The sequence below is a fragment of the Vibrio sp. 1751 genome (assembly GCF_033339895.1).
In the GTDB taxonomy this organism is placed as follows: Bacteria; Pseudomonadota; Gammaproteobacteria; order Enterobacterales; family Vibrionaceae; genus Vibrio; species Vibrio alginolyticus.
Genome location: NZ_JAWOVM010000011.1, coordinates 26,634 through 39,106, shown reverse-complemented (window position 1 = coordinate 39,106; position 12,473 = coordinate 26,634). Strand labels below are relative to the sequence as shown.

Here is a 12,473-nt window from a genome sequence, read left to right as displayed (position 1 = left end):
ATTGGGTTATGCCTCAGCACTTGCGTCTGTGACAGATTGTTCTGCTTTCAGGAATGCTTTGATTCCATCTAAGTCTCGCGTCCTTGGGATAGGTGGTAGACTTCCGAGGAAAATACCACCATAGTCTCGCGTGACGAGGCGATTATCACAAATGATCAACGCACCGTGATCCTTCTGATCTCGAATTAATCGCCCGACTCCCTGCTTTAACGTAATCACTGCATCCGGGATTTGTACTTCAGCAAATGGTTCACCGCCACGTAATCGACAATCCTCGATACGGGCTTTGAGTAACGGATCGTCAGGGGCGGTAAACGGTAATTTGTCGATAATAACACAGCTCAGCGCATCACCTCTAACATCAATCCCTTCCCAGAAAGCGCCCGTCGCCACGAGTAAAGCGTTACCCAGTTCCATAAACTCCGCCAAGGTTTTCTGCTTACTCATCTCCCCTTGCATTAACACAGGCAGCTCAAGTACTTCTCGGAACTTCTCACCTAGTTCACGCATCATGCTGTGCGAGGTACATAAAAAGAAGCAGCGACCATCATTTTCTTCAATCACCGGAGCAAGCATTCGGACTAACTTATCCGCTAAGCCGTTACTGTTTGGCTCTGGCAAATACCTTGGCACACAAAGGCGCGCTTGCTTTTGATAATCAAAGGGGGACGGCAGAGAAAATTGCTTTGTAGGCTTGAGGCCAAGGCGCTCAGTAAAGTGCTTGAAATCGCCCGATACGGCTAGGGTTGCTGACGTGAAAATCCAAGCGCCTTGTTTAATCTCTATTTGCTCATGGAACTTGTCCGCGACAGAAAGAGGCGTAATGTGCAGAGCGAAATGACGAGGCGAGGTATCGTACCAGTATGAGTAACCGGTAATATCGACATCACATACCCGGTCGATACGGCCTTTGATCAAATTTGCTCGTTCAAAGGCGGTATCCAGTAATTGACTGCGCCCTAAGGCTATTTTGAGTACATCAATCGCCAATTCGAGGCTGTCAGTTAAGCGCAATAATTCTCGCTTAATAGAACCTGATTGCAACGCCTCACGCCAGTTGCCACGAAAGCCTGGCTCACCCAATACAATCCGCATGTCCATTGCGCTTTGCATGAGTTTGTCGCCCACTTTTTGCAATTGACGCATATCTTTGGCTTCGGTGCGATAGGCTATTTCAATGTCTTTGGCAAGATCGTGAATTTGGCGGCTTGAAACTGACTGGCCGAAATATTCGCTCGCAATATCTGGCAACTGATGAGCTTCATCCAAAATAAACACATCGGCTTCTGGAATCAGTTCACCGAATCCTGTTTCTTTGATCGCTAAATCAGCAAGAAACAAGTGATGGTTCACTACAACAATGTCGGAATCCATGGCTCGCTTACGCGCTTTCAATACAAAGCAATCAGTGTAGCTCGGACATTCTTTACCTAAACAGTTATCATTGGTTGAGGTGATAGTCGGAATGATCATGCTGTCTTCTGGCAGATCATCACAATCACCAAGGTCACCTGTTTTGGTTTCTGATGACCAAGCACGCACTTTAACCAGTTGAGTTAATAACGTCGGGTCAGATTCATTAGTGTGGCTTTCGACCATTTGGCGGCTCAAACGATCCAAACACAGATAATTAGAACGCCCTTTTAATAACGCCACTTGGCCATAATAACCAAGCGCATTGACCATGAGCGGTAAGTCACGATGGTACAACTGCTCTTGCAAGTTTTTCGAGCCTGTACTGATGATCACTTTTTTACCGCTTAACAGCGCAGGGACTAAGTAGGCGAAGGTCTTACCGGTTCCGGTTCCTGCCTCCACCACCAACTGGGTTTGATCTTTGATCGCACTGCTGACGGCTTCCGCCATATCGATTTGTGGCTGACGAGCTTGAAAGCCAGGAATGGCCTTACCTAACGCGCCATCAGAGGAAAAAGTTTTTGCGATCATGCTTGGTATTGAGTTTGAAAAATTATCGAGAGTATATCAGAGGAATAGGAGTGACATCAGCCCACAATCTGACCAGCTTGCGGCGACACGCGGATATTTTGTTGAAACCAACGTAAGAATAGATTATTTATGGTGAAACATGGCAGTACAGTTACACCCGCCAGGGAATAATAACAAATTCGTACGCTAAAATATTAATGCATGGAAGTACCTGATTTATGGAAAAGAAAACACTGTTGACCCACTGTTCTGACGCCCCGGGTCTCATCTCGAAAATTACTAATATCTGTTACAAGCACCAACTCAACATCGTTCACAATAACGAATTTGTTGATAATACCAGTGGCCACTTTTTCATGAGAACAGAGTTGGAGGGGTACTTCAACGATCAAACGTTTCTTGCCGACTTGGACCAAGCTCTCCCGCAAGGTGCTAAGCGTAAATTGGTTGGCTCTCGCCGTAAGCGCATCGTCATTCTCGTCACAAAAGAAGCGCATTGTTTAGGCGATATTCTGATGAAAACCTACGATGGAAGCCTAGATGTTGAGATCGCCGCTGTGGTGGGGAATTACGACAAACTGCAAACTCTCACTGAACGCTTCGACATTCCTTACCACCATGTGACCCATGAAAACCTTAGCCGTGAAGAACACGAGCAGAAGATGCTAGAAGTGATCGATCAATACGATGCTGACTTTTTGGTGCTAGCTAAATACATGCGCGTATTAACGCCGACGTTTGTTGAGAAATATCACCACAAAATCATTAATATTCATCACAGCTTCTTACCTGCTTTTATTGGCGCGAAGCCATATCAACAAGCTTACGATCGCGGTGTGAAAATCATCGGTGCAACAGCACACTTCGTGACTAATGATTTAGATGAAGGGCCGATCATCAAGCAAGACGTAATTCCTGTCGACCATACATTCAATGCCCAAGATATGGCGCAAGCGGGACGCGATGTAGAGAAGAACGTATTGAGTAAGGCTTTGAATAAAGTGATCAATGACCACGTCTTTGTTTATGGGAATAAGACAGTGATCCTGTAATCCCTCCGTACTAGTTACAACGATAGTGAAACCCGTCCAACTTGGCGGGTTTCATCTTTTCAGAAGATCCCCCCTCCAATTCTAACCATCAAAGTTAAACCGATACGTTATAATTTTTCATTTCTCCACAACTATTTACTGAGAGAATGATTCCGTTTATCATTTGCCCTCCTTATAATAAACCACGTTAATATTACGGAATTAAAATGAAAAAAACGTTAGTGGCTTTTCTGATTGGGCTGACTTTACCAGCAACCACAATCGCAGATACTCTTGAGCCTGTTCAGAATGATGTATCCACTCGCATTATCGGCGGCGAACCTGCCAACACTTCCGACTGGAAATTTATTGCTTCACTGGTACGTAAAGGACAACCTACATCTATTGGTCACTTTTGTGGTGGCAGTTTCCTAGGTGGAAAATACGTATTAACTGCTGCGCACTGTGTGGAAGGTCTTAATGCGGACGATCTGGATATCGTTCTTGGTCTTTATGACAAAAACAGAGAGTCTCAAGCACAGCGCATCGCCATTAAAAATATCTATTCACATGATGAATATAACAACATAACAACGAACAATGACATCGCTCTTATTGAATTAGAACGCAATATCGATAGCGCAACTATTGACCTGGCAACGCCAGAACTTTTAGATAGCGTACGCGTAGGAGACAAGTTGCACGTGGCTGGATGGGGAAATACGTCCACGACAGACCGAATATACCCAACCGTTTTACAACAAGTAGATTTGGAATACGTAGATCGAGCTACCTGCCAAAACCTACCAGGAAACTACTCTAATGTATCAGATGACGGTATTTGCGCCGGATACTATTGGGGAGGTAAAGATAGCTGCCAAGGAGATAGCGGCGGTCCACTCATCGTTGATGATAACGGTATCAACAAATTGCTAGGCGTGGTCAGCTGGGGGGATGGATGTGCTCAACCAAACGCTTATGGTGTTTACGCCAACGTCGCTCATTTTCAACACAATGGATGGATAGATAGCCATCGCAATACTATCAGCTTCACTAAGTACCGAGATCTTCGTTTCGTTGAGCGAAAAGCGCAGCAAGAGACCTTTACTATTCGTAATGACGATACTATCCCATTCAACATCTACCAAAGCACAATATCATACGGAAGTACCATCGAGAAAAGCACTTGTACTGGTACCTTAAAGCCTTCGCAAAGCTGTCAAATTACCGTCGGCTACCAACCTAGCTATTCGGGATCAGAAACAACGATAGAGCTCTTTACCGATCATCCGAAACTGTCCAGACTCACAACAACTTTCGAGTATTCAGGTGTAGATAAAGCAAGCAGATCAGTGCGTAATGCCATTCCGCTAGCAGACGCAAATGTTTATACCGGTCAAAACGCTTGGACGGCTGAAAATGGTGAACTGCAATCAGCGGATATGGGAGCTTATCCTGGTGTATCTGAGCTGGTTTTGACCGATCTTCCGAAGGGCAAACTTACCATGGATCTCAAAGTAATGTCCGATGGTTTTGATTACTTGTTCATCTTAGTTAATGGTGAAATTTACGATAGCACCAACCAACTCCTCGATTATAAAGAGATCCAGATCGATCTTTACAAAGCATCTAATACGATAACGTTTGAATACGTCCAACACCCGTTTTCAAGTGGCATTTACAGCGCGCAAGCATTTGTTCGCAACATAAATATGTCAGTCAGCACAGATAATACGGGCGATGCTGGTAACGACGTTAATAAAAAGTCTAGTTCAGGCGGCAGTTTATCTATTGGCCTACTGGTGTTAATGGCTGCAGGTTCATTCGTACGACGCAAAAAAAGGTAACGAGATGAAACATAGACTCAAGATATTCCTACTTGGTTTGGGCACTATCAGTTTAACTGCATGTTCAGCAAACGCAGGACTGCAAACAAACCAGACGTCTGAGCACCAAGCAATGATGGTAGAGACTTATAGGACAAGTGAGAGTCAAATTTCATTTATCACAGAGTCTAACGGCTGCAGTAAGAACGATGATTTTAGCCTAAAAATAGAGCAAAGCTCACAGACAGAAGCTCTTATTACTATCGTTAGAGACAAGGCGGATCATTGTAAACGAATGCCGTTTGCCAAAACTTTTACACTGCCTTTAGATGAAGAGTTGAAAGGCAAAAAACTTTCCATTACCAACCCAAAAAGCAAGTCACTGGCTAAATAGTGATTCGCTTACGAAAGGGAGCCTCGGCTCCCTTTTTGCCTATCGCAACTCAGCAATTCTCACCCTAGCGTTTTACGCCTGCTCAGACTCCACAATACGCTTAAGTGAATGCGGGTGCAGTTTGATACAAATGCCTTGGTACTTAAACGCCACTGTTGGGTTATTCAAGCGTTCGCCATCCCCTTTCGGGCTCGACAGTTTGATCTTCACACCCAGCTCTTCTAACTCATTAAAGCGTGCGCCAAACGCTGGATAAGTGTGTCTCAAATCAGCAAGAAACTCATCTGCGGTTTCGGCATGAGACGGAATCACAAACTCCACATGTTCCCAGCTTTCAGTTGGGTAGATTTTGCCTTCCGCAGGGTATGGCAGCTCCAGACACTCAATCTTCCAGCCACGACTTTCCAACGCTTTATCGAACTCAATAACAATAATTGGGCGACCGTTGATTTTCGCTTGTGAAATCACCTTTCCGTATTGACTCCAAGCCTCATGCGCAGCTTTTGCGGTATCAGTATCGTTAATACGCAACGCAATATGGTCAGCTTGAGCAAAGCTCAGATCCAGTTTTAACAGGGATGCAAACTCTTCAATCTTCGCCATAAATGCATCCAAATCTTGGATCATCAATTCAGGCGCTAGGCGTTTTTCAACTAGTTGAGTCGTCATTGTGGTTCTCTTTTGGGGCGATTTATCTCATTACTCTGAGCGCAATAGTAAACGCAAACCAAACCACATTTCCATTCAATCGAAAAAGTATAAATTTCCCCAATTCCTCTCTGTATGAAAAGCAATAAAGTTGTTATCATTAGCCCCATTTTTGTGAACTCCAACAGAACTCGGCACTTACTTCGCCGAGTTCTTCGTCCTTGAATTGAAGGAAACGCGTGTGAATATCCAAGCACTTATTAATGACAAAGTATCTCAGGCTCTAGAAGCCGCTGGCGCACCTGCAGGCAGTCCTGCGGCAGTACGCCAATCAGCAAAGCCACAATTTGGTGACTACCAAGCAAACGGCGTAATGGGCGTTGCTAAAAAACTGGGTACTAACCCACGAGAATTTGCACAGAAAGTACTGGATGTTCTAGACCTAGATGGTATTGCAAGCAAGACAGAAATCGCTGGTCCTGGTTTCATCAACATTTTCCTAAGCGAAGAGTTCCTAGCAAAACAAGCGGAAGCAGCACTGGCTGACTCACGTCTTGGCGTTGCAGCAGACGAAGCTCAAACTATCGTTGCTGACTACTCTGCACCAAACGTAGCTAAAGAAATGCACGTTGGTCACCTACGTTCAACCATCATCGGTGATGCGGTGGTACGTACTCTTGAGTTCCTAGGTCACAAAGTGATCCGTGCGAACCACATCGGCGACTGGGGTACTCAGTTCGGTATGCTTATCGCAAACCTTGAACGTGTACAACAAGAGTCTGGCGAAGTTTCTATGGAGCTTGCGGACCTTGAAGGCTTCTACCGCGAATCGAAAAAGCTGTACGATGAAGATGAAGACTTCGCAGTAAAGGCGCGAAACTACGTTGTGAAACTGCAAAGCGGTGACGAGTACTGTGCAGAAATGTGGAAAAAACTCGTTGATGTAACCATGATCCAAAACCAGCGCAACTACGACCGTCTAAACGTGTCACTGACTCGTGACGACGTGATGGGCGAGAGCATGTACAACGACATGCTTCCTAAGATCGTTGCAGACCTAAAAGAACAAGGTCTTGCCGTTGAAGATGATGGCGCGCAAGTTGTATTCCTAGATGAATACAAGAACAAAGATGGCGAACCAATGGGCGTTATCGTTCAAAAACGCGATGGCGGTTTCCTATACACAACAACAGACATCGCATGTGCAAAATATCGTTATGAAGAGCTAAGCGCAGACCGTGTGCTTTACTTCATCGACTCACGTCAACACCAGCACCTAATGCAAGCTTGGACAATTGTTCGTAAGGCAGGCTACGTACCTGAGTCAGTATCTCTTGAGCACCACGCGTTCGGCATGATGCTTGGTAAAGATGGTAAGCCATTCAAGACTCGTGCGGGTGGTACCGTTCGCCTTGCCGACCTTCTAGATGAAGCAGAAGTTCGTGCAGCACAACTGATCGAATCTAAAAACCCTGAGCTAGATGCGGAAGAAAAAGAGAAGATCTCTAAAACAGTTGCAATGGCAGCGGTTAAATACTCTGACTTATCTAAACACCGTACGACTGACTACGTGTTCGATTGGGACAACATGTTAGCGTTTGAAGGTAACACAGCACCATACATGCAATATGCATACACTCGCGTAGCTTCTATTTTCGCTAAAGCTGGTGTTGCTATGGACGCTCTCCAAGGCGACATCAAAATCACTGATGAGAAAGAGAAAGCACTTATTGCTAAACTTATGCAGTTCGAAGAAGCGGTTCAATCTGTCGCTCGCGAAGGCCAACCGCACATCATGTGTAGCTACCTATTCGAACTAGCAGGTCAGTTCTCTAGTTTCTACGAAGCGTGCCCTATCCTAGTTGCTGAAGACGAAGCTGTGAAACAAAGCCGTCTGAAACTAGCTGCGCTAACAGCGAAGACCATCAAGCAAGGTCTGTCTCTACTAGGTATTGATACTCTAGAGCGTATGTAATCCGCTTTTACGTAGGTAGCTTAAGTAGCACAAGCTAAATGATGACAAAGGTTGACGTGAAAGCGTCAACCTTTTGTTTTATCTGGCGTATACTGATGTCATTCAATTCAAATCGGACAACATAATGAGTTTTGAACTGCACCCTCAACTGGCAAAAGACACCACCGTTATCGGCCACTTCCCACTGTGTGTGGCGCTTCTGCATAAAGATAACGCCGTGCCATGGGTTATCTTGGTCCCTAAACGTGCAAACCTAAAAGAGCTTCACCACTTGCCAATGCAAGAACAGCAACAGTTTTTGCTAGAGTCTCAAGCGGTAAGCCAAGCACTGGAAGCAACATTCCGTCCAGACAAGCTAAACCTTGGTGCGCTAGGTAATATGGTGCCACAGCTGCACATTCACCATATTGCTCGCTTCAAAGATGACGTAGCATGGCCGGGACCGGTTTGGGGTAACACCAAAGGTGAATTCCGTACAGAAGAAGAGCAAAACGAATTGCTTGGTCGCATTAAAAATGTGCTGTCACTGAGTTCTATTTTCCAAAAAGCATAAGCACTGCTAGCGAAAATAATTCGCCTTTGAATACGGCTGAAATAGACAGAGAAAGATTAATACGTATTTGTAACAATCTTTCTCATTTTTCTGGGATTATCACTAAAATAAAACTTGTTTAGACTACCAGCTCAGTTAGAGAGGGTCATCATGAAACAAGTCTTCAACACATTCCGATACGTCAGCTGGATCGCCATTATCTGTTCTATGGCTGCTTCATTCTTGCTTTTTCTTATGGGTGCAGCAAAAACCTATTCGGCATTTGCGGTCTTCATTCTCAATCAAACACCTCCAGAAGCACTCGCACATTTAGATAAAGCAGACATCGCGATCGCTTATTTGATCAAGTCACTGGATACGTTTCTTGTCGCACTAGTTTTGTTCATCTTTGCTCACGGCATCTACACACTATTTATTTCCAACAAAGCTAAAGCGAAAACACAAGAGCAGTCGGTTTTGCATTGGATCAGAACCCCAAACATCGGCCATCTAAAAAACATTTTGGCTGAAGTCATCATCGTGATCTTGTTTGTGAAGTTCTTAGAGCTCGTGCTGATTAACTTCGACAGCTTAGATTGGACGATCTTAACATTACCTATTTCGATTTTAGTTTTAAGTCTTGGTTTAAAGTTCCTAGAGTTAGGCGCGACTAAACACTCTGAAGAACATTAATTTCGCTGTATTCACAAACAATAACCAGCAAAATAAAAGCCGCATCATTGCTGATGCGGCTATGTCGTTTTTACGTGATAATTTTTAGGTGACTAATTTTGATAGTCGCTACATGGTGACTGTCAGAGACAAACCATCTTGTTTAGTCACTGAGTAGCGAACTCGAGTCACGTCATGAGCTTTATTGGTGTCAACTAGGCGGCTAATTTTGCCCTTCTTAATCCACACACTTAACATCGCGTCAGCACCATCTTCACTCATCCCAAACTGCTTAGCCAGATCTGACTGGGAAACGGTTCCTTTGTCTGCAATGTATTGATAAAGCTCTTTTAAAATCATGCTACTTGCGCCTCTAATACACCGTTTTGTTTCTTACCAACTCGTTTGAACACACGGTATGTGCCAAAGAAGATAGCTACGATCACTGCCATCCAAATGCCACTTGTCACTGGGCTATCTGCGAAATGCGTCAATTGGTTGTAGAACGTCGCACATAGGTAAGCCAAGCCCATTGTCCAAACCGCGATAAAGCGTGCGAACTTATGACCAAACTCACGTACGTAAGCCCCCATCGCCGCCACACAAGGTGTGTACAGTAGGATAAAGATTAGGTAAGCAAATGCGGCATTACCAGAAGCAAACTGCGATTTAATGTTACCGAAGATAGAAGCATCGACTTCTTGTTCTTCGGCAACGGCATTTGAGTCAGTTAAGTCACCCACTTCAATGCCTAGTGGATCTGAGTAGCTCAAACCGGCTAAGTTTTCAGGGATACTCATTACTGCCTCTTCTAGGCTGCCCATTAGATCAAATTCTGCGTCTTCACCGTCACTTGGCGTGGTGTATAGACTGTTAAGCGTACCAACTACCGCCTCTTTTGCGAAGATACCGGTAATGATACCAACCGTCGCTGGCCAGTTATCTTCTTGAACACCGATTGGCGCGAATACTGGAGTCACAACTTGCGCTGCTTTAGAAAGCACAGAGTTTTCGCTGTCTTCGTTACCAAAACTGCCATCAGTCCCCAATGAGTTGAAGAAACTCAGAATAGCAACAACGATAACGATGGTTTTACCTGCACCAAGTACAAAGCGCTTTAGCTTTTGCCAAGTTTTGATCACCACGTTTTGTAGCGTCGGAAGCTCGTAATCTGGCATTTCCATCAATAGGCTATCGCTGCTACCTGGGTAAAGCGTGTGCTTAAGGAAAAGACCTGTGAAGATCGCTGCCACAATACCAAGTAGGTAAAGTGCGAATACAATGTTCTGGCCAGAACCTGGGAAGAATGCCGCAGCGAATAGCGCGTATACAGGCAGACGAGCACCACATGACATAAATGGTGCCATAGAGGCAGCCAGTTTACGCTCACGTTCTTGGTCTAGAGTACGAGTTGCCATGATTGACGGTACGTTACAGCCAAAACCAAGAACCAACGGTACAAATGCTTTGCCCGGTAGGCCGATCTTCTGCATCACTTTATCTAGTACGAATGCTGCGCGAGCCATGTAACCTGAGCTCTCAAGTACCGCTAGGAACAGGTACAAACACGCGATAACCGGAATGAAGGTTGCAACCGTCTGGATACCACCACCGATACCATCAGCAAGAACCGTCACTAACCACACAGGCAAATGACCGTCTAACAAGTGATGCCCACCATCAACCAACAATGCGCCCACACCAATGTCAAAAAAGTCGATAAATGCACTACCGATGTTAATCGAGAACATAAACATCAGGTACATAACAACAAAGAAGAAAGGAATTCCAATCCACTTGTTCAAAATAAACTGGTCGAGTCTTTCAGTCACACTACGACTTAACTTGCCTTCGCTTCGGCGAACTTTTTTACACTGTTCATGCAGATGCGTGTACTTAGTATCCGCGACATGCAAATCGATATCCAAATCTAACGTCGTAATGACTTCCAAGACTTTGCTTCTATCAATATCAGAAAGACTATTGAGCACCATTGTGTCTTTTTCAAGCGCACGAATCGCTAGTGCACGATGAGCGACGTTTTGGTCGTTAAAAAGTGCGGAAACCGTTTGAATTGCCGACTCCATCTTCTCACCGTAATGCAAAGACAATTCTTTAAGTGGCACTCCTTGAACGATGGATTTATGGAGCTTTTCTTTAAACTCTGCCACTTGAGTTTTATTGGTTGCAGATAAACTGACAACCGGACAACCTAACGTTTTCTCAAGCTCTGCAACGTTAATCATCTGACGTTCACGCTTTAGCGCATCCATCTTGTTGAGGACAACAATCATAGGGCGACCAAGTTCGCGAAGTTGCAGCGTCATATATAAGCTGCGCTCTAAACTTGTAGCATCCACCACGTTAATAATGAGATCAGCAGGATGAGTTAGAACCGCACGCGATGCGATGGATTCATCAATACTATTACTATCATTACCACTGTCTAATGAGTAAATACCCGGAAGGTCAGTGAGCAAAAACTCATCCCCAACATGCTTGAATTGTCCTGTTTTCTTTTCAACCGTGACGCCTGCCCAGTTACCAACTTGCTGTTTTGCGCCAGTTAAACCATTAAATAGCGTCGTTTTACCACTATTAGGGTTACCTACGGTTAGCACTTGATATTGCATTACACTCGCTCCACTTCAATTTTCTGAGCAATTGTTTCTCGCAATGCGACAGACACACCACGGACTTCGACTTGTAAAGGATCGCCCATTGGCGCACGTCGAATCACTTTGACTTCTGTATTGGGAAGCAGCCCCATTACCATGAGTTTCTTTCTGATATCTGATGAAAGACCATCTAACAACCGAATCGTCACCGTATCGCCAGGATTAATCTCTGATAACTTCATAGTGGCCCTTAAGAGTATTGCTAATGAGAAATATTATTATTTAATAAGTTTAGGTTGCCAATATTACTCCCCTATACCCCTTCAATCCTTGTGTGAAATCAAAGATTCCGTAAATGTTTTCACGCTTTCAAACGTTAACTTCGTAAATTTCCTCTCGTTATTTACGTCAAAATTAACAATTAAAAATGACACCTAACGAAACAAAAATGTCACAAACCAAGATAGAAAACAAAAAATGCAAATTAAAACAGTGGGTTAATTAAAAAACAAAACGTTGTCGCTTTTCTCATATAAACATGGCGTTATTTTTATAAGAAAAATAAGTAACCTCTCGTATAGTTACTCCATCGAGAGGGCAACCTCTCTAATAAATTCCAGAGGTGGCATGGCAACATGTCACTCCGGCAGCAAGCGAAGGTGTCCTTGACACCCGTGGTATAGTCCCCCCGGCTATACCACGATATTTTTTTTCACCTCTTTCAAAACTTCTTTACCTTATTCATCTTTTCAACACAGTTTTCGTTTTCACGAATGTCGCACACCATCATTCACCCAAATGAACAACGCTCTTTTGATACAGCAATACAA

11 protein-coding genes are annotated in these 12,473 nt (G+C 44.3%); 6 read left to right on the top strand and 5 right to left on the bottom strand.

Features of this window, described 5'->3' with window-relative positions; translation table 11 throughout:
- Window positions 1-6: 6 nt before the first annotated feature.
- Entirely contained in the window at window positions 7-1,947 is a 1,941-nt protein-coding gene (locus R7041_RS06285; protein ID WP_064369064.1) for an ATP-dependent DNA helicase, read from the bottom strand.
- Between the two features lie 218 nt (window positions 1,948-2,165).
- Here R7041_RS06285 and purU point away from each other — a divergent pair, with 218 nt between their 5' ends.
- From purU to R7041_RS06270, 3 genes are all read left to right on the top strand, one after another.
- Entirely contained in the window at window positions 2,166-2,999 is an 834-nt protein-coding gene (gene purU, locus R7041_RS06280; protein ID WP_005382206.1) for a formyltetrahydrofolate deformylase, read from the top strand.
- Between the two features lie 206 nt (window positions 3,000-3,205).
- Window positions 3,206-4,825: a S1 family peptidase gene (locus R7041_RS06275; RefSeq protein ID WP_005382202.1), complete on the top strand. Its 1,620-nt coding sequence runs from the start codon at window positions 3,206-3,208 to the stop codon at window positions 4,823-4,825.
- A gap of 4 nt (window positions 4,826-4,829) precedes the next feature.
- Complete coding sequence (locus R7041_RS06270; RefSeq protein ID WP_005382200.1) at window positions 4,830-5,198, top strand: hypothetical protein; 369 nt, start codon at window positions 4,830-4,832, stop codon at window positions 5,196-5,198.
- Window positions 5,199-5,270: 72 nt separating this feature from the next.
- Here R7041_RS06270 and R7041_RS06265 read toward each other — a convergent pair whose 3' ends face one another.
- A complete protein-coding gene (locus R7041_RS06265) occupies window positions 5,271-5,867 on the bottom strand; it encodes a VOC family protein (RefSeq protein ID WP_025766980.1) in 597 nt (198 codons plus the stop codon).
- A gap of 220 nt (window positions 5,868-6,087) precedes the next feature.
- Between R7041_RS06265 and argS the strand changes: the two genes are divergently transcribed.
- The 3 genes from argS to R7041_RS06250 all read left to right on the top strand — a co-directional run bounded on the left by argS (window position 6,088) and on the right by R7041_RS06250 (window position 9,046).
- Window positions 6,088-7,821 (top strand): arginine--tRNA ligase, encoded by a 1,734-nt coding sequence (gene argS, locus R7041_RS06260; protein WP_005388349.1) that lies wholly within the window; start codon window positions 6,088-6,090, stop codon window positions 7,819-7,821.
- A 124-nt stretch (window positions 7,822-7,945) separates the two neighbouring features.
- Window positions 7,946-8,374 (top strand): HIT family protein, encoded by a 429-nt coding sequence (locus R7041_RS06255; RefSeq protein ID WP_005382194.1) that lies wholly within the window; start codon window positions 7,946-7,948, stop codon window positions 8,372-8,374.
- A gap of 150 nt (window positions 8,375-8,524) precedes the next feature.
- Complete coding sequence (locus R7041_RS06250; protein WP_005382193.1) at window positions 8,525-9,046, top strand: YqhA family protein; 522 nt, start codon at window positions 8,525-8,527, stop codon at window positions 9,044-9,046.
- 108 nt (window positions 9,047-9,154) lie between these two features.
- On the opposite strand, the gene R7041_RS06245 is transcribed toward R7041_RS06250, so the two are convergent.
- The 3 genes from R7041_RS06245 to R7041_RS06235 are packed head-to-tail and all read right to left on the bottom strand — an operon-like array spanning window position 9,155 to window position 11,885.
- Window positions 9,155-9,385 (bottom strand): FeoC-like transcriptional regulator, encoded by a 231-nt coding sequence (locus tag R7041_RS06245; protein ID WP_005426709.1) that lies wholly within the window; start codon window positions 9,383-9,385, stop codon window positions 9,155-9,157.
- Complete coding sequence (feoB, locus tag R7041_RS06240; RefSeq protein WP_206949627.1) at window positions 9,382-11,658, bottom strand: Fe(2+) transporter permease subunit FeoB; 2,277 nt, start codon at window positions 11,656-11,658, stop codon at window positions 9,382-9,384. The genes R7041_RS06245 and feoB overlap by 4 nt, the downstream gene beginning before the upstream one ends.
- On the bottom strand, window positions 11,658-11,885 hold the full coding sequence (locus tag R7041_RS06235) for a FeoA family protein (protein WP_005382190.1): 228 nt from the start codon (window positions 11,883-11,885) through the stop codon (window positions 11,658-11,660). Before R7041_RS06235 ends, feoB begins: the two co-directional genes overlap by 1 nt.
- Window positions 11,886-12,473: the final 588 nt, after the last annotated feature.

What these genes read in the sequence shown, in the direction of transcription:
- R7041_RS06285 (WP_064369064.1), bottom strand. Translation starts at nt 1,947, where the DNA reads ATGATCGCAAAAACTTTTTCCTCTGATGGCGCGTTAGGTAAGGCCATT.
- purU (WP_005382206.1), top strand. Translation starts at nt 2,166, where the DNA reads ATGGAAAAGAAAACACTGTTGACCCACTGTTCTGACGCCCCGGGTCTC.
- R7041_RS06275 (WP_005382202.1), top strand. Translation starts at nt 3,206, where the DNA reads ATGAAAAAAACGTTAGTGGCTTTTCTGATTGGGCTGACTTTACCAGCA.
- R7041_RS06270 (WP_005382200.1), top strand. Translation starts at nt 4,830, where the DNA reads ATGAAACATAGACTCAAGATATTCCTACTTGGTTTGGGCACTATCAGT.
- R7041_RS06265 (WP_025766980.1), bottom strand. Translation starts at nt 5,867, where the DNA reads ATGACGACTCAACTAGTTGAAAAACGCCTAGCGCCTGAATTGATGATC.
- R7041_RS06255 (WP_005382194.1), top strand. Translation starts at nt 7,946, where the DNA reads ATGAGTTTTGAACTGCACCCTCAACTGGCAAAAGACACCACCGTTATC.
- R7041_RS06250 (WP_005382193.1), top strand. Translation starts at nt 8,525, where the DNA reads ATGAAACAAGTCTTCAACACATTCCGATACGTCAGCTGGATCGCCATT.
- R7041_RS06245 (WP_005426709.1), bottom strand. Translation starts at nt 9,385, where the DNA reads ATGATTTTAAAAGAGCTTTATCAATACATTGCAGACAAAGGAACCGTT.
- feoB (WP_206949627.1), bottom strand. Translation starts at nt 11,658, where the DNA reads ATGCAATATCAAGTGCTAACCGTAGGTAACCCTAATAGTGGTAAAACG.
- R7041_RS06235 (WP_005382190.1), bottom strand. Translation starts at nt 11,885, where the DNA reads ATGAAGTTATCAGAGATTAATCCTGGCGATACGGTGACGATTCGGTTG.